We start from the raw sequence: 18,685 nt of genomic DNA, 5'->3' as shown, positions 1-18,685 counted from the left end.
GTAACGCATTTCTCGAAAATTCCGAACCGGCGAATTCGGACCTGCTGACCTGGGTGATATCCGGGCACGACGCGGGTGCGGTGCGTCGTCGGGCGGCCCGACTGCGGGAGTGGGCCGCCGCGCAGCCGGCGGGCGATCTGCCGGGAATCGGTACCTCGTTGCTGCGTACCGGGGACGCGGGCTGGCGGGGTGCGGTGGTGGGCCGCGGTCCGGAAGAACTGTCGGCCGGATTGGCGGCCTTGGCCGACCCGCTGGGGGCGGCCGCCGGTGCAGTGGTGGCTCCGGGCCGGGTGGCGCGTCGGCGGGTGGTATTCGTCTGTCCCGCTCAGGGGGGTCAGTGGACAGGTATGGCCGGGGAGCTGCTGGCGGCGGGGGTGTGTTCACGGAGGCGATCGCCGACTGCGAGGCGGCATTGGCGCCTTTCGTGGATTGGTCGCTGTCCGAGGTGTTGCGTGGTGAATCCGATGCCGCTTCGCTGGAGCGGGTCGATGTGGTGCAGCCGGTACTTTTCGCGGTCACGGTGTCTTTGGCACGGTTGTGGCGGTCGTTTGGCGTGGAGCCGGACGCGGTTGTGGGCCACTCCATCGGTGAGATCGCCGCGGCGGTGGTCGCGGGCGGGCTGTCCCTGTCGGACGGGGCACGGGTGATGGCTTCGCGGGCGCGCATCGTGGCGGAGACGTTGTCCGGTTCCGGGGCGATGGTCTCGGTGGGGCTGTCGGAAGGGGAGACGCGGGAACGGCTGGCGGATTTCGGCGGCCGGTTGTTCCTGGCGGCGGTCAACGGGCCGCGGCAAACCGTGATCACCGGTGGTACCGACGCCGCGGCGGAGTTCGTGGCCCGATGCGAGAACGAGGGGGTATGGGCCAAGCGGATCGTGGTGGATTACGCCTCGCATTCGCCGGCGATCGAGGAGATCCGGGACCGGGTACTGGCAGACTTGGCGCCGATCCGGCCGCGGTCGGGTGATATCCCGTTGTGCTCGGCGCTGACCGGCGAGTTCCTCGATACCGCGGGGATGGACGCGGGGTACTGGTATCGGCAGGAGCGTAGTCCGGTGCGTTTCGCCGCGGCGATCGAATGCCTGCTGGACGCGGAGATGAACGCGTTCATCGAGCTGAGCCCGCACCCGGCTTTCCTGTCCTCGATCGAGTCGATCGCGGATTCGCTGGGGCGGGCGGATCGGATCGCCACCGTGGAGACCTTGCGCTTCGGCCGGGGCGGACCGGACCAATTCGCGACAGCCCTGGCCCGGGCCTATTGCGTGGGAATCGACATTCCCGCGGAGGTCCTGACTCCGGCCGCGGATCCGGTGGCGTTGCCGGGCTCGCTGTTCGATCTCGACGGGGCGACCGCGGGGGAACCGGATACGGTATCGCGGGAATCATCCGCGGCAGGGCCGTTCGCCACGCGGCTGCTCGCCGCCGCCGAGCGGGATCGTGACGCGCTGGTGCTGGGGGTGGTACTCGAGCAGATCGCGGGTGTGGTGGGACCCGGCGCCGATATCGACCCGGATCGGCCCTTCAGCGCGGCCGGATTCGATTCCCTCGGTGGACAACGGATACGCACTCTGCTCACGGCAGCTGTGGGGGTGGCGTTACCGGTGACCCTGGTGTTCGACCATCCCACGCCGCGGGCGGTGGCCCGGCTGATCAGGTCCCGGATCGAAGGGACAGACCCGGCGACCTCCCGGCGTCCACAGTCGTTCGCTGCTCGCGCGCGCTCCGAGGAGCCGGTGGCGATCGTCGGCATCGGCTGCCGTTTCCCCGGTGGGGTGGCATCGGCGGACGACCTGTGGGATGTGGTCGCCGGCGGGCAGGATGTGATCGGTCCGTTCCCCACCGATCGGGGATGGGATCTGGGCCGGCTGTTCGACGCGGACCCGGACACACCGGGAACCACGTATGTGCGGGAGGGTGGGTTCCTCACCGATCCAGCGGGTTTCGACGCGGCCTTTTTCGGGATCAGCCCGCGCGAGGCCACCGCCATGGACCCGCAGCAACGCCTCACCCTCGAAGTGGCCTGGGAGGCGTTGGAGGACGCGGGGATCGATCCGGCCTCCCTGCGGGGAACCGATACCGGGGTGTACGTGGGGGCGTGGTCCTCGGGGTACGCGGGGAGGGTGGCCGGTCCGCACGAGGGGTACCGGTTGACCGGTACGACACGCAGCGTCATTTCCGGCCGGGTCGCCTACACCCTCGGTCTGGAGGGCCCGGCGGTCACCGTCGACACGGCGTGCTCGTCGTCGCTGGTCGCCCTGCACCTGGCGGTACAGGCACTTCGCAACGGAGAGGTCTCGCTGGCCTTGGCCGGTGGTGTCACCGTACTGGCCGATCCCGGTTTGTATGTCGACTTCGCCCGGCAGCGCGGTTTGGCGAAAGACGGACGCTCCAAGGCTTTCTCCGGGGCCGCGGACGGGGTGGGATGGTCCGAGGGCGCGGGCCTGGTGATCGTCGAGCGGCTTTCCGACGCACGCCGCCTGGGCCATCCGGTGCTGGCTCTGGTGCGCGGGAGCGCGCTGAACCAGGACGGGGCCTCGAACGGTCTTTCCGCGCCGAGCGGTCCCGCTCAGGAACGGGTGATCCGGGCGGCACTCGCGGATGCCGGGCTGGCACCCGAGGACATCGCGGCGGTGGAGGCCCACGGCACCGGTACGACGCTGGGCGATCCCATCGAAGCGCGGGCATTGATCGCCGCGTATGGCGGTAACCGGGCCGGCCGGCCTTTGCGGATCGGGTCCCTGAAATCGAATATCGGGCATTCGGTGGCGGCGGCCGGGGTCGCCGGCGTGATCAAGATGGTGTCCGCGCTCCGGCACGAGGTGTTGCCGAGGACCTTGCACGTGGACGAACTCTCGCCCCATGTGGAGTGGGCCGACAGCGGAGTGCGGGTGCTCACCGAGGCCGAACCCTGGCCGATATCGGATCGGCCGCGACGAGCCGGTGTCTCCTCGTTCGGAATCAGCGGGACGAACGCACACATGATTCTCGAGGAGGCACCGGCTCCCGGGGACCCGGAGCCGGTGCCTGAGCGGGTGCCGTCCGGGGAGACGCTCGCGCTGCTGGTTTCCGCCGCGTCCGGCGCCGCCCTGCCCGCGCAGGCGCGACGATTGCGGCAATGGCTGGTGGACCGTCCGGAGGTCGATCTCGGCTCGGTGGCCGGTGCGCTCGCACACCGGCGCGCGCAACTGCCCTGTCGAGCCGTGGTACTCGGTGCCGGGCGCGACGAGGTACTCGCCGGTTTGGCCGAGCTCGCTGCCGGTCGTGACCACCCGGGTGTGATCACCGGGACGGCGGCCGCGGCGAAGATCGCGTTCCTGTTCACCGGGCAGGGCGCGCAACGCGTGGGGATGGGACGTGACCTCTACGCCGCCTTCCCGGTGTTCGCGACGGCCTTGGACGAGATCTGCGCGGAGTTCGAGACTCTGCTCGAGCCCCTGCCCGGCCGCGAATCCGGTTCCGGATCGTTGTTGCGGGAAGTGATGTTCACCGGCCCCGAGGCGATATTGCAGCGCACCGAATTCACTCAGCCGGCGCTGTTCGCCTTCGAGGTGGCCCTGTTCCGGCTGATCGAGTCGTTCGGGATCACACCCGATGTGGTGGCCGGGCATTCGATCGGGGAGTTGGCCGCCGCCCACGTGGCGGGCCTGTGGTCTCTGGAAGACGTGTGTGTGCTGGTGGCGGCGCGGGGCCGGCTGATGGGCGGGTTGCCCGCCGGTGGAGGCATGCTGGCGGTCGCGGTTCCCGAAGGACGGGCGCGGGAACTGGTGGCCGGGTACGGGGACCGGCTGTCGGTGGCGGCGATCAACGGACCCTCCGCTGCGGTGCTCTCTGGGGAGATCGAGGCGATCGCGGATATCGAGGGCCGGCTTGCGGCCGACGGGGTGAGAACGACTCGCCTCCGGGTCGGCCACGCATTTCATTCGGCGCTCATGGAACCCATGCTCGAGAAATTCCGGTCGGTGGCGGCCCGGGTGGAATACCGGAGTCCGTCACTTCCCATCGTCTCGAATGTTTCCGGTGAGCTCATCGGGGACTCCGCTGTGGATCCGGACTACTGGGTGCGCCACGTTCGGGCGTCGGTCCGTTTCGCGCCGGGAGTGGATGCGCTGCTGGCGGCCGGGGTCCGGCGTTTCGTGGAGATCGGCCCGGACGCCGTCCTGACGGCGCTGACCGAGGACTGTGCGACCGAGCATGCTGCCGGGCGCGATGTGGCGGCCATTGCTTGCTCCCGGCGTTCCGCCGACGAAGTGGCGCATCTCGTCCGCGCCGTCGGACAGGCCCATGCCTCGGGTGCCGCGGTACGGTGGGATGCACTCCTGCCCGATGTGACCGCCAGGCGAATTGCCCTGCCTACCTATGCCTTTCAGCGATCCCGGTATTGGCTCGAAGCGCCGTCCACCGGCCCGTCGCGGGGCTGGATGGACCATCCCATCCTGACCGGTGTCCTCGATCTGGGCGCCGGCGACGAATGGCTTTTCACCGGTGGTTTCTCGCTCGACACCCATCCCTGGGTAGGTGATCACACCTCGGGGGACACGGTGGTGCTGCCGAGTGCGGCGTTGATCGAATTCCTACTGGTCGCCGGCGGTCACATCGGCTGCCCAGTGGTCGAGGAGCTGACTCTGCTGGCACCGATCTCACCGGGGCCGGGCGATGCGGTGGAACTGCGGACCCTCGTTCGGGCCGCGGACGCGGACGGCCGGCGGGCTTTCGAGTTCTCCTTCCGCGTCGCGGGCGGAGACTGGGTTCGTAACGCCAGTGGCAGCCTGGTCGCCGAATCCACGGATGTGTCGTTGGCCGACCGTCTGCGAAACGAGGACTGGCCGCCGCCGGGAGCAGAGGCGCTCGACAGCGCCGGCATCCCGGATCAGATCATGCGCACCGGCGGCTTGCACTACGGCCCGGCGTTTCTCGGTGTGCGTGAAGCGTGGCGGCACGGTGACGTGGTGTATTCGGAGGTCGAGGTCGATACCGAGGCCGCCACCGATCTGACCCGTTTCGATCTGCATCCCGCTCTGCTGGATCTCGTGATGCATGCCGGGGTCGCCTGGCTCTATCCGGAGTCCGCCGGCCGGGAGTCGCAGACCGAGGCCGACACGGGGTGGTTGCTTTTCCGATGGGGCAACGCGCGTTTCCACCGGATGGAGGGGACGTCGTGGTCGAAAGGATCGACCCGGTTGCGGGTGATCGCGGTCTCGAACGGGCCGCGCAGTATCGCCGTCGCCGCGATCGACCCGGCCGGCAATCCCGTGGTTTCGGTGGACGAGGTGGTCGCCCGCGCGTACACCGGGGCCGAAGCGGCCGGTAGCGGGCGCCGCGGCACCGTGGCGCTCTACGCGCAGCAGTGGGAACCGATCGAGGTGCCCGCCGCGCCGGCGATGCACGTGGCGGCACTGTCCCCGCAGCCGGTACCGGGGTTCGACCGGCACCACGTGTCGATAGCGGCCATGATCGCGGCCGGTGCCCGGACCGCCGCGGTAGAGGGCGAGTGGACCGATGCCGCGGGTCGCACGGGGACCGATGCGGCGGATCCGGCGCGAACCGGTGCGGATCGCGTGGGGACGGTCTCCGATGTTCCGGATGCGGTGGTGTGGCGGTCGGAGACCTCCACCGGGAGCGCGAGTACCGGTTCGGCAGCCATCCTGGAAAGTGCATACGCCGTGCTCGATCTCGTCCAATCCTGGTTGGCGGAACCACGATTGGCCGACACCCAGCTGGTTGTCGTGACCTCGGGCGGGTTCGCCGGTGCCGGGGCCCCCGCGGGCCTCGGTACGGCAGCAGGCGCGGCGACCGCCGAGCCCACGGATGTCGAATCGGGGATGGATGCCGCCGCCGTGTGGGGGCTGGTGCGCAGTGCGCAATCCGAGCACCCCGGGCGCTTCACGCTGATCGATATCGAACCCGCGCAGCCGCTTTCGGTGGAGCACGTCGGTGCCGTCCTGGCCTCGGGGCAGCCCCAGGTGATGCTCCGCGGGCGCGATGTTCTGGTACCTCGCTTGGTCGCAACCACCGCCCCGGATACCGCTGCGCCGGAACTGACGGACAGCACCGTGCTCGTCACCGGGGGGACCGGCGGGCTGGGGGCCGTGGTCGCCAGGCACCTGGTCACCCGGCACGGGGTGCGGCAGTTGGTGCTGGCTTCCCGCCGCGGTACGGCGGCGCCCGGAGCGGCCGGACTCGCCACGGAGCTGACGGATCTCGGCGCGAGCGTCCGGATCGTCGCCTGCGATATGGCTCGGCGGGAGAATGTGCGGGAACTGCTCGACACCATCGATCCCTCCGGCCCGTTGGCCGTGATCCACACGGCCGGTGTGGTCGACGACGTGACCGTCACCGCGTTGACTCCGGAGCGGACAGCGTCGGTTTTCGCGCCGAAGGTGGATGCCGCGATCCACCTGCACGAACTCACCCGGCACCGGAATATTCCTGTTTTCCTGGCATTTTCCTCGGTAGCCGGGCTGCTGGGGTCGGCCGGTCAGGCCAACTACGCCGCCGCCAACTCCGCGCTCGACGCGCTCATGGAGCACCGCCGGTCGGCCGGGTTACCCGGGGTTTCGGTGGCCTGGGGACCGTGGGAGCAGACCGGTGGGATGACGGCCGGGTTGGACGACGCGGCGCTGGCGCGCTGGGAGCGCTGGGGGTTGGGCCGGCTCGGTCACGAAGAGGGAATGGCGCTGTTCGACGCGGCACTGCGCGGTGCCACCCGGCCGGGGCCCCTCGCCGCGCTGCGGTTCGACCGGACCGCGGTACGCCGCGCTTCGGAGCTGGATCTCATACCGGCGGTATTGCGCGGATTCGCCGGCCGGACCGGCGGCCGGAAAACCGCCGGCACCGATTCGCCGGCGGCCCGGGTGGCTTCGGCGGCGCATGAGCAGCGGCTTCCACTCGTGCTGGACCTGGTCCGCCGGGAAGTCGCCGCGGTGCTGGGGCATGATTCCGACTCGGCCATCGAGGTGAGAAAACCCTTCAGTGACATGGGTTTCGACTCTCTGGGTTCGGTGGACCTGCGCAATCGTCTGGGCCGGGTCACCGGAATCCGGCTGCCCTCGACCCTGGTGTTCAACTACCCGACGCCCGAAGCCGTCGCCGAGTTCGTGCTGTCCCAGCTCACGGCGGGCACATCCGTGACAACGCCCGTACCCGCGAAGCGGGTCGCGCCTGCCGCGCCCGCCGATGAGCCGATCGCGATCGTGGGTATGGCCTGCCGCTACCCGGGCGATGTGTCCTCACCCGAAGAGTTCTGGCAGCTGATCGCCGGGGGCACCGACGCCATCGGCGGGTTCCCGGACGACCGCGGCTGGGATCTGGGCCGGCTCTACAATCCCGATCCCGACGAACCCGGCACGGTCTACACCCGCGGCGGCGGTTTCCTGGCCGATGCCACGGTATTCGACGCGGAGTTCTTCGGTATCGGGCCCAGCGAGGCCACGGCCATGGATCCGCAGCAGCGGGTCCTCCTGGAGGTGGCGTGGGATGCCGTCCAGGACGCCGGGATCGATCCGGGATCGCTGCGTGGGCAGGACATCGGTGTTTTCGCCGGTGCGAGTGCCTCCGACTATGTCGCCTCCGTACCCGGTGAACTCGAGACGTTCCGGCTCACCGGCACCACCCAGAGCGTCCTCTCCGGCCGGATCGCCTACACCTTCGGTTTCGAGGGCCCGGCGGTCACGGTGGACACCGCCTGTTCCTCGTCCTTGGTGGCCATTCATCTCGCCTGCCAGTCCTTGCGGGCCGGGGACTGCTCCGTGGCGCTCTCCGGTGGCGTGTCGGTCTGGGGGTCGCCGTACCTGTACGTGGATTTCGCCAGGCAGCGGGGTCTTTCGCCGGACGGTCGCTGTAAGACCTTCTCCGCCGACGCCGACGGCGTGGGCTTCTCCGAGGGGGCCGGTCTCCTGGTTCTGGAGCGGCTGTCGGACGCGCGGGCCAAGGGGCGCAGGATTCTGGGCGTGATCCGTGGCAGCGCGGTGAACCAGGACGGGGCGTCCAATGGTTTGACCGCCCCGAACGGTCCTGCACAGGAACGGGTGATCCGGTCGGCCCTCGCCACCGCGGGTCTGTCCGCCTCGGATATCGATGTGGTGGAAGCACACGGCACGGGCACCCCGCTCGGCGACCCCATCGAGGTCGGCGCGCTGCTGGCCACGTATGGACAGGAGCGGGACCGGCCCGTGTGGCTGGGTTCGGTGAAATCGAATATCGGCCACACCGTGGGCGCGGCCGGTGTGGCCGGGGTGATCAAGATGATCGAGTCGATGCGGCACGGGGTGATGCCCCGGACCTTGCATGTGGGACAGCCCAATCCACGTATCGATTGGTCGGCCGGACATGTCGAACTCCTGACCGCGGAGCGGGAATGGGATCAGCGGGATCGGCGGCCGCGGCGGGCGGCGGTGTCATCCTTCGGGATCAGCGGGACCAACGCGCACCTGATCGTGGAGCAGGCACCCGCGCCGGAACCGGCCCGGGTGGGCGGCGACGCGGCCGGCTATCCGGCAGGTATCGTGCCCTGGTTCATCTCGGGCAGAACCGAAGCATCGGTGACCGCTCAGGCCGATCGGTTGCGGAGCTGGGTCGAACGGGATGCCGAGGCGTCACCGCTCGATATCGGATTCGAACTGGCCTGCCGGCGTTCGCCTCTGGAGTGGCGGGCCGTGCTGTTCGCGGACTCCGCCGATCGCGCAGGCGGTATCGGGATCGATCGGGACGGTGCGGTACCGGTGCGCGCGGTCGCGGGGGAGACGGTGTTCGCGTTCTCGGGACAGGGTTCGCAGTGGGCGGGGATGGGCCGGGAGCTGTTCGAGGCGTTTCCGGTGTTCGCGGATGTGGTACGCCGGATCTGCGCGCCGGAGTGGCTTTTCGGGCCGGATACCGAGCTGGACGCCACGGAGAACGCGCAGCTGGGGATTTTCGCGATCCAGGTGGGTCTGGCCCGGTTGCTGGAATCGTGGGGCGTGGTGCCGGATGTCGTGGTGGGGCATTCGGTGGGGGAGATCGCCGCGGCCTGCGTGGCGGGGGTGCTGTCGGAAGCGGACGCCGTGCGTCTGGTGACGGCGCGGGGCAGGTTGATGGCAGAACTGCCGGCCGGTGGGGCGATGCTCGCGGTCCGGATGCCGGCGGGTGAGGTCGCGGAGCTGCCGGACGGGGTGTCGGTGGCGGCGGTGAACGGGCCGGAGTCGGTGGTGGTGTCCGGACCGGAGGCCGGTATCGCGGAGCTGGAGAGCCGGTGGGCCGATCGCAGGCTCCGCCGGCTGGCGGTGAGTCACGCGTTCCATTCGGTGCTGATGGAGCCGATGCTCGAGGATTTCGCCGCCGTGGTGTCGGAATTGGAGTTCCGGCCCCCGCGTATATCCATGGTGTCGTCGGTGACGGGTGCGGTGGAATCGGCATTGTTCAGCGACCCCGGCTACTGGACGCGTCAGGTACGGGAGCCGGTGTTGTTCGCCGACGCCGTGGCCGCGGCGCGGGCCCGAGGCGGGGCACGGTTCGTGGAAATCGGGCCGGACGCGGTCCTGGCGAGTGCGATGGGCGACAACCTGGACGACGATCGCGGTGCCGGTGATGCGCCGGACGTGGTGGTGCTCGCGGCGCAGCGCCGCGGCCGGGGACAGGTCGAAACGCTGATCCGGACGATCGGCGAGTTGTATTGCCGCGGTGGCCGGGTGGAGTGGGAGCGGTACTTCGCGGGGTCGGGGGCGCGGCGGACGGCGGTACCGGGCTATGCCTTCCAGCGACAGCGCTATTGGCTCGGTCCGCGTGCCGCCGCCGGGACGGGCCCGGGATACCCGGTGTTCAGCGAGGAATTGGTGATCGCCTCGACGGGCCATGTGGTGTTCGGGGGATCGCTGTCGCTCGCCTCGCATCCGTGGATCGCCGATCATGTGCTGCTCGGCATGGCGGTGCTGCCCGGTACCGCGTTCGTCGATATGGCGTTGTTCGCGGGTGATCGGACCGGGTGCCCGGTGCTCGAGGAACTCACCCTCGCCGCTCCCTTGGTGCTGGCCGCGGGGGAGACAGTGCGGCTCCAGGTGGATCTCGCGGCGCCCGACGATCGGGGCGCCCGCGCGATCACCGTGTACTCCCGGCCCGAGGGCGGTGCCGAATCCGGGTGGACCCGGCATGCCGCCGGTGTGCTCGCGACCACGGCACCGGCGCACGGGGACGAGTTCGGCGCACTGCGCGACGGAACGTGGCCGCCACTCGGGGCCCGGCCCGTCGCCGTGGACGAGGTGTATCAGCGCCTCACCGAAGTCGGCTACGACTACGGCCCCACGTTCCATGCGATCCGCGCGGCCTGGCTGCACGACGGCGCGCTCTACACCGAGATCTCCCTCGACCTCGCACCGGACGCCGCGGGCTACGGCATCCATCCCGGTCTCCTCGACTCGGTGGTTCAGGGCGGCGGGATGCTGGCCCTCGACGGCGTGGGCGCCGGGCGGATGCTGTTCAGCTGGAACGGGGTGCGCCGCTATCAGTCCGGTGTGACGGCACTTCGCGCACGAGTGGCCGTCGCCGGCGATTCGTCCTGGATCCTCGCCGCTGTGGACGAGCGTGGCGCTCCGGTCATCTCCGTCGAGACTCTCGTCTATCGACCGGTCGAGATGGCCCAACTCCTCGGTGCGCGCGCCTCCCGGGACACCGGAGCGCTTTTCGAACTGCTGTGGTCCAGAACGGATTCGGAAGTACTCACAGACGTCGTCCCGGCGGTGGAACTTCTGGTCGCCGAAGCGCCGCAGGGCGATCCGGCGCTGGTGGTGGGTGCGCCGGATATCGTGATCGTCGATCTGGCCGAGCGCCTGTCGCAGAGCGAGGACGATCTCACCGCGGTGGCCGAGGTGGTGGCGTCGATCCAGGAATTCGTGAGCCGGGAGCGGTTCCTCGATTCCCGGCTGGTCCTGGTCACCCGGCATGCGGTGCGAATCGCCGACACCGTGCCGCAGGTGGCGGGCGCGGCGATCTGGGGGTTGGCGCGCTCGGCTCAGACCGAGCACCCCGGCCGGATCGTTCTGGTGGATCGTGCGGACGAAACCGAGGTCGATTGGACCGCCATCGCGCGATCCGGCCTGTCGCAAATAGTGTGGCGCGACGGTGCGATGTGGGTGCCGCGGCTCGACCGGGTGACCGGCCCGGTGACGATCGATCGGAATGATCGGGCAGGCGAGAGCGTTGTCGAGCCGCCGGCCGGCCGCTGGGGGTCGGGGACGGTGTTGATCACCGGCGGCACCGGTGGCCTCGGGGCGCTGGTGGCGCGGCACGTGGTGACGGAGCACGGCGTGCGGCAGGTGGTGGCGGTGAGCCGCCGGGGGATGGCGGCGCCGGGCGCCGCCGATCTGGTGGCGGAACTGGAAGGGATCGGCTGCCGGGTGCGGGTGGTGGCGGCCGATGTGACGGATCGGGCGGAGATGGCCGCGGTGCTCGCGGATATCCCCGCCGATCGGCCCTTGTCCGCCGTGGTGCACGCGGCGGGCGTGCTCGACGACGCCACCGTGGTTTCCCTGACCGCCGAACGCGTGGCGCGCGTATGGCACGCCAAAGTGGCGGGTGCGAGGGTATTGGACGAACTGACCCGTTCCCTCGACCTCTCGGCCTTCGTCCTGTTCTCCTCGATGACCGGAGTGATGGGATCGGCCGGCCAGGCGAACTATGCCGCGGCCAACGCGGCGCTGGACGCGCTCGCCGCCCACCGTCGGGCGGCGGGTTTGCCGGCGCTGTCCCTGGCCTGGGGACCGTGGTCGGCGGGCATGGGTGACCGGCTCGCCGAGGTGGACCGGGCGCGCTGGGCGCGGGTGGGGTTGATACCGCTGGATGTCAAGGCCGGCCTGGCTCTGTTGGACGAGGCTCTGCACACCGACCGGCCCGTGGTAGTGCCGCTCTGCCTCAATCCGCAGGCCTCCCACACCTATACCGGGTCCGAACTCCTGGCGGGCGCCCTGGCGCTCCCGTCGACCACACCGGGCCCCTCCGATCGAGGATCGGCGCCGGCCCGGGATTCGGGATTCGTGGCTCGACTGGCCGGCCTCACCGAGGCTGCCCGCCATTCCGCCATCCTCGACATGGTGCTGCGGCAGGTCGGGATTGCCGCGAATATCCGGTCCGCCATCGACCCGGCCGAGGAATTCACCGAACTGGGCCTGGACTCACTGGGCTCGGTGGAGCTGCGCAATCTCCTGACCGCGGAAACCGGGCTGCGGCTACCCCCGACCTTCGTCTTCGCCCATCCCACCCCGCGCGATGTCGCCGACTACATCGCCGGACATCTGGCCGCCCCGCCCGCGCCGCGGCCGCTCGATCGGCTGGACGGTGCGCTGCGCCAGGTCGAGGCCCTGCTGGCCGAACTCGCCACCGACGACGATCGCCGGGCAGCCGGCCTCGCCCTCGCACGATTCGACACCACCGCCAGAACTCATCTGGGTGACAGCGCGGAGGACGAGAACGACCTGTCGGCCGCGACGGACGAGGAACTCTTCGACTTCCTGGACCAGGAGTTCGGCGCATGATGAACACCGGCCCCGACAGTAACTCCGCCGACCGGGTGGTGGAATACCTCAAGAAGGCCACCACCGATCTCGTGCGGACCCGGGAAGAGCTGAGCCGGCTGCGGTCGGATTTGCAGGAACCGATCGCCATCGTCGGAATAGGTTGCCGGTACCCGGGTGGCGTGGGGTCCCCGGACGAGCTGTGGGATCTCGTCCGGTCCGGTGCAGACGCGGTGAGCGGTTTTCCGAAGGACCGGGGCTGGGACATCGGGAAACTCTTCGATCCGGATCCGGAGCACCCCGGCACGACCTACGCGACCGAGGGCGGTTTTCTCACGGACGTCACCGGTTTCGACGCCGGTTTCTTCGGTGTCGGACCGCGCGAGGCGAAGGTTATGGATCCACAGCAGCGCTTGCTGCTGGAGGTTTCCTGGGAAGCCTTGGAGAATGCGGGGATCGACCCGATGTCCTTGCGGGGCAGTGACACGGGGGTCTACTCCGGCGTGATGTACGAGGACTACGACCAGGTGGCCTACGGGGCCGGTGCGGTGGCCGAAGGGTATATGACGGCCAGTTCGGCGGGCAGCGTGGTGTCCGGGCGCGTGGCTTATTCCCTGGGCTTGGAGGGGCCGGCGGTATCGGTGGACACCGCCTGTTCCTCCTCGTTGGTGGCGCTTCATCTCGGATGTAAGGCACTGCGGGGCAGAGAGATATCGGTGGCGCTGGTGGGTGGGGTGACAGTGATGTCCACCCCGCGGCTGTTCATCGATTTCTCCCGGCAGCGCGCACTCTCCCCGGCAGGGCGGTGCAAATCGTTCTCCGCGGACGCCGATGGCACCGGGTGGGCCGAAGGGGTGGGAGTGCTCGTCCTGGAGCGGTTGTCGGAGGCGCGCCGCCGCGGCCACGAAGTGCTGGCGGTGGTGCGCGGCAGCGCGATCAACCAGGACGGCGCCTCGAACGGACTGACGGCGCCGAGCGGTCCGGCTCAGGAGCGGGTGATCCGGGCGGCGCTGGCGGACGCGGGTTTACAGCCGGCGGATATCGACGTGGTCGAGGCGCACGGGACGGGCACCCCGCTCGGCGACCCCATCGAGGCGCGGGCACTCTTGTCCGCCTACGGCCGCGATCGATCGGCACCTTTGTGGCTGGGGTCGCTCAAATCGAATATCGGGCATTCGCAGGCGGCCTCCGGGGTGGGTGGTGTGATCAAGATGGTGCAGGCCCTGCGGCACGAACTCCTGCCGAAGACACTGCATCTCACCGAACCGAGTCCCCATGTGGATTGGTCCGCGGGACGGGTGGAGTTGCTCCGGGAACCGCGACCCTGGCCGGCTACGGATCGGCCGCGTCGGGCCGGGATCTCGTCCTTCGGGATCAGTGGCACCAACGCGCATGTGATCGTGGAAGAGGCGCCACCGGTGCCCGCACCGGAGGGCCGGGCGGAGCCGGTCGATCGCCTCGGTACCCCGATGGTGCCCTTGGTGCTGTCCGCGAAAACCACCGAAGCCCTCGCGGGGCAGGCGGATCGTCTGCACACGTGGCTGATCGACCACCCGGAGATCGATCTGGACGCGGCCGCACGAGCTCTGGTGCACGAGCGGGCCGGTTTCCGGCACCGCGCGGTGGTACTCGCCGAAGATCGCGACGTCGCGGCGGCCGCCCTGGCCGACCTGGCGGCGGGGCGCGAGGCGACCGGTGTGGTCCGAGGGGAAGCCGTCGTGGGGGACACGGCGTTCCTCTTCACCGGGCAGGGCGCGCAGCGAGTGGGAATGGGTAAGCAACTCGCCGCCGACTTTCCGGTGTTCTCCGCCGCGCTGAACGAGCTGTGTGCGGTGCTGGATCCGCTGGTCCGGCCCGCGGAACACGCGCCGGATTCGGCGTGGTCGCTGCGTGCGCTCATGTTCGACGGCCCGGCGGAGGTTCTGGAGCGCACCGAGTTCGCGCAGCCGGCCCTCTTCGCGTTCGAAGTGGCTCTCTACCGTTTGATGACCTCGTTCGGGGTCACCCCGGACCTGGTGATCGGCCATTCGATCGGGGAGCTCGCGGCAGCGCATGTGGCCGGGGTGCTGTCGGTGGCGGACGCGTGCGCGCTGGTCGCGGCACGAGGCCGGTTGATGGGCGCGCTGCCGCCGGGCGGTGCGATGCTCGCGGCAGCTGTCTCGGAGCACCGGGCACTGGAAATCGTCGGCGACCACCCGGATGTGTCGCTGGCGGCGGTCAACGGGCCGGAGGCCGTGGTGTTCTCGGGCGCGGCGGACGCGATTGACCGCGTGGCCGAATTCCTCGGTACTGCCGGGGTGAAGACGACCCGGCTGCGGGTCAGCCACGCCTTCCACTCGGCCTTGATGGAACCGATGCTGGCGGACTTTCAGCGGGTCGCGGACCGGATATCCTATCGTCAGCCGGGGCCGGCGGTGGTGTCGACGGTCTCGGGTGCGCCGGCCTCGGTGGAGTGGGGCGATCCGGGGTATTGGGTTCGGCAGGTCCGGGCGACGGTGCGTTTCGCGGCGGCGGTGGCGACGGCACACGAGAAGGGGGTCCGTCGCTTCGTCGAAATCGGCCCGGACGCGGTCCTCACTGTGATGGCAGGGCACTGTCTGACGGTGGAGGCGAATTCTCGGGAAGAGGTGTCGATCGTTGCGGGTTCGCGGCGGTCGGTGGCCGAGACCACGCAGTTCACGAGCTGCCTCGCGCGGCTTCACGTCTCCGGGGCTGCGGTGCGGTGGGGGCCGTTCTTCCCGGAGACACCGCGAACACGGATCCCGTTGCCCACCTACGCCTTTCAACACCGGCGCTATTGGCTGGACCCGGCGGCGGGCGCGCTCGCCGGCTCGGCGGACCACCCCATTCTGACCAATGCGGTACCGGTGGCCGGGCGGGACGAGTGGCTGTTCACCGGGCGGATTTCACCCGGAATTCAGCCCTGGTGGGCGGATCATGCCGTGTTCGGCTCGGTGGTGGTCCCGGGGACCGCGTTCCTGGAATCGGCCCTTGCCGCCGGGGCGCGGGTGGGGGCACCCGTTGTCCAGGAGATGGTGATCGAATCGCCGCTGATCCTCGACGAGGCGGAGGTCGATCTCCAGCTCGTGGTGGAACCGGCCGATACTCGCGGAGTCCGACGGTTCACGGTGCATTCCCGCGGAGCCGAAGCGGACGAGTCCGCCGAATGGGTCACCCACGCGGTCGGTGGTCTGGCCCCTGGGGCGGGAGATACGGGGTGGGAGGCGCGGGTGTGGCCGCCCGCGGATGCCACGCCGGTGCCCGCCGACGCTCTCTATGCGCGGTTGGCGGCAATCGGGTTCGACTACGGGCCGGCGTTCCAGGGCGTCCGTGCGGTGTGGGTCCGTGGTTCCGAGGTGTTCGCGGAACTCGCACTGCCGGCGGAGATGGACGGCCGGCGATTCCGGATTCATCCCGCGCTGCTGGATTCGGTGTTCCACGCGCCGCTGGGGCAGATGATCGACGATGCGAGCGGTGGACAGCTCCCGTTGCCGTTCTCCTACACCGGTGTTCGGATTCACCGGAGCGAGGCCACCGGGCTGCGGGCGCGGATCGAACAGCGCGACGACAACACCCTTCGCATCGACGCCGCGGATTCCGACGGCAGCGCCGTGATATCCATCGACAGCCTCCTGGCGCGTCCGATCGATGCCCGGACCCTGTATCGAGCCAAGACCGGTGCTCAGCCGCTCTACGCGATGCGGTGGACGCCGGTGGTGGTGGACCGGGCGGCGCGGCGCAGTATCGCGGTACTCGGTGACGGGGCGATACCCGGTGCTCATTCCTACCCGGACCTGTCCACACTCGCGGCGGAGCAATCCATCCCGGGCATCGTGGTGTGGTCTCCCCCAGATCGTGCGGAGACCGACCGTGCCCACGCCGCCCGCGAGAATATCGCGGCCGCGCTGGCCGTGGTCCGGGAATGGCTGGCGGATGAGCGGAGTGTGGACTCGACATTCGTTGTCGTGACCCGGAATACGGCCCAGATGTCCGGCCGGAGCAGTGATCCGGCGATGGCGGCGGTCTCCGGCCTGATCGCCAGTGCCCAGGCCGAGAACCCCGGACGGATCGTGCGAATCGACCATGACGGCGAGACGGAACTGACCGCGCAGGTCGTGCGCGACGCCGTGGCATCGGCAGAGGGGCGGGTCGCGGTGTATTCCGATGAATTGTCCGTCCCCCGGCTGGAACGGGTGCGGGTATCGGACCCGAGCCCGGTGTCCTTCGGCACCGGAACAGTGCTGATCACCGGTGGCACCGGTGGAATAGGGGCGTTGATCGCCCGGCACGTGGTCGCCGAGCACGGTGTCCGGCGGCTTCTCCTGGTGTCGCGGCGCGGGCCGGACGCCCCGGGGGCGGCGGAACTCGCCGGTGAGTTGTCGGCCGCGGGCGCGGAGGTCCGGGTGGTCTCCTGTGACCTCGCCGACCGGGCAGCGGTATCCGAACTGTTGCGGACCATCCCGGCGGACTTCCCGCTGACCGCCGTGATCCACAGCGCGGGGGTTCTCGACGACGGCACCGTGGCAACCCTTACGGCCGACCAGGTGGACCGGGTGCTGCGGCCGAAGGTGGATGCGGCCTGGCATCTTCATGAACTCACCCGGGATCGTGACCTGTCGGCGTTCGTCCTTTTCTCCTCGGCCGCGTACGCCCTGGGCAGCCCGGGACAGGGTAACTACCTCGCCGCCAACGCCTTCCTCGACGCACTCGCCCATGCCCGGCGCGCGGCGGGCCTGCCGGCTCAGTCGCTCGCGTGGGGGCTCTGGGCGCTCGGGATGGCCGATACGGACAATGCCGTGGATGCCGCGCGCCGAGCCCGGTTCGGGCTCGAGCAGATCCCCCCGGAGCTGGGGCTGGAGCTGTTCGACAAGGCGTTGACGACCGATCGCGAGTTGCTGCTGCCGGCGGCATTCGACCTCGCGGCCCTGCGGTTCGAGGCTCCGGCGATCCTGCGTGACCTCGTTCCGGCGGCACGTAGTGAGCAGGCGAAGCCTTCGTCCGGTGCGCTCGCCGAGCGGCTGGCCACGATTCCGGAGTCCGAGCGGCACGCGGTGGTCGTGGCGGAGGTTCGTGCGCTGGCCGCCGCGGTGCTCGGGCACAGCTCGCCGGAGGCGGTGGCGCCGGATGCGTCGTTCGCCGATATCGGATTCGATTCCCTGGCCGGGGTGGAGTTCCGGAACCAGCTGGCCAACCGAACCGGTACCTCGCTGCCCTCGACCCTGGTCTTCGAATATCCCACCGCTGCCGCGTTGGCCGAGTTCGTCCTGACGCGTCTGGCGGATATCGGGCCGGCGCGGGAGCTGGTCGCGCCCGCCGCGCCCGCCGAGGGGGGCTGGCTCACCGACCTGCTCCTCGAGGCGCACCGGCGCGGTGACATATCCGCCGCGATGCGATTGCTCCTGGAGAGCGCCTCGGTGAGCAGAGACCTGGACGATACCGAGGGCGAGCGGCGGGTACCGTCCGCCGCGTTGTCGCTCACCCGGACCGATGAAGGCCCCCGGATAATCTGTGTGCCCTCGTATCTGGTGGGTAACGGGCCCGTGCAATTCGCTCGGCTGGCCCGCGAACTCGGGGACGGCCCGGCCGTATCCGCGCTCTGGCTACCGGGGACCCGGGCGGGCGAGACCGTGCCGGGGAGCTGGAACGAATTGCTGGACGATCTGGCCGACGTGACCGCAGCGACCGTCGGCTCCGAGCCGTTCGCGCTGATCGGGTATTCCGGTGGCGGAGCGATCGCCCATGCGCTGGCCGGGCGGTTGGCGGAGCGGGGACACGAACCCGCCGGTGTCGTGATGATGGATACCTATTCCCCCGATGCGCCGGATCTCGCCCCCGCGGTCCTCAACCAGGCGCTGAGCATGCTTCTCGGCCGTGCCGGTGCCCTGTTGCCCATCGACGATCGCTCGCTCGTCGTCATGGGCAGGTACGCGCTGATCAACCACGAGCGTCCCGCGCGCGCCATCGCCGCACCGACCTTGGACCTGCGGGCCACCGAGCGGATTCCGGGGCTCGAAACGGTCGACCCGATGCCGGCCTGGCAGCACAGCGGCGGGTTCGTCGAGGTCGACGCCGATCACTCTTCCCTCATCGGCGACGCCGCTCCCCAGGTTGCGGCCGCAATCCGTCGATGGCTGCGTTCCCTCGGCTTCGACACCGCCTAGCGAGATCGAATGACGTGGATGAGCAATAGATTACGAAACCAGAGGTGCACCC

At 69.9% G+C, this 18,685-nt stretch carries 1 protein-coding gene and 1 pseudogene; both read left to right on the top strand.

The features are described 5' to 3' along the window. The first annotated feature begins 376 nt into the window (after window positions 1-376). A complete protein-coding gene (locus tag ACQEVO_RS13640; protein ID WP_432912933.1) occupies window positions 377-12,493 on the top strand; it encodes an SDR family NAD(P)-dependent oxidoreductase in 12,117 nt (4,038 codons plus the stop codon). Window positions 12,494-12,522: 29 nt separating this feature from the next. Continuing rightward, window positions 12,523-18,591: pseudogene (locus tag ACQEVO_RS13635) on the top strand (SDR family NAD(P)-dependent oxidoreductase); the annotation flags it as partial. Between the last annotated feature and the right edge of the window lie 94 nt (window positions 18,592-18,685).

It is taken from the genome of Nocardia sp. CA-290969, assembly GCF_050936135.1.
Lineage (GTDB): Bacteria > Actinomycetota > Actinomycetes > Mycobacteriales > Mycobacteriaceae > Nocardia.
Note: the sequence above shows the minus strand (reverse complement) of the source record. Positions and strands in the feature narration are given on the sequence as shown.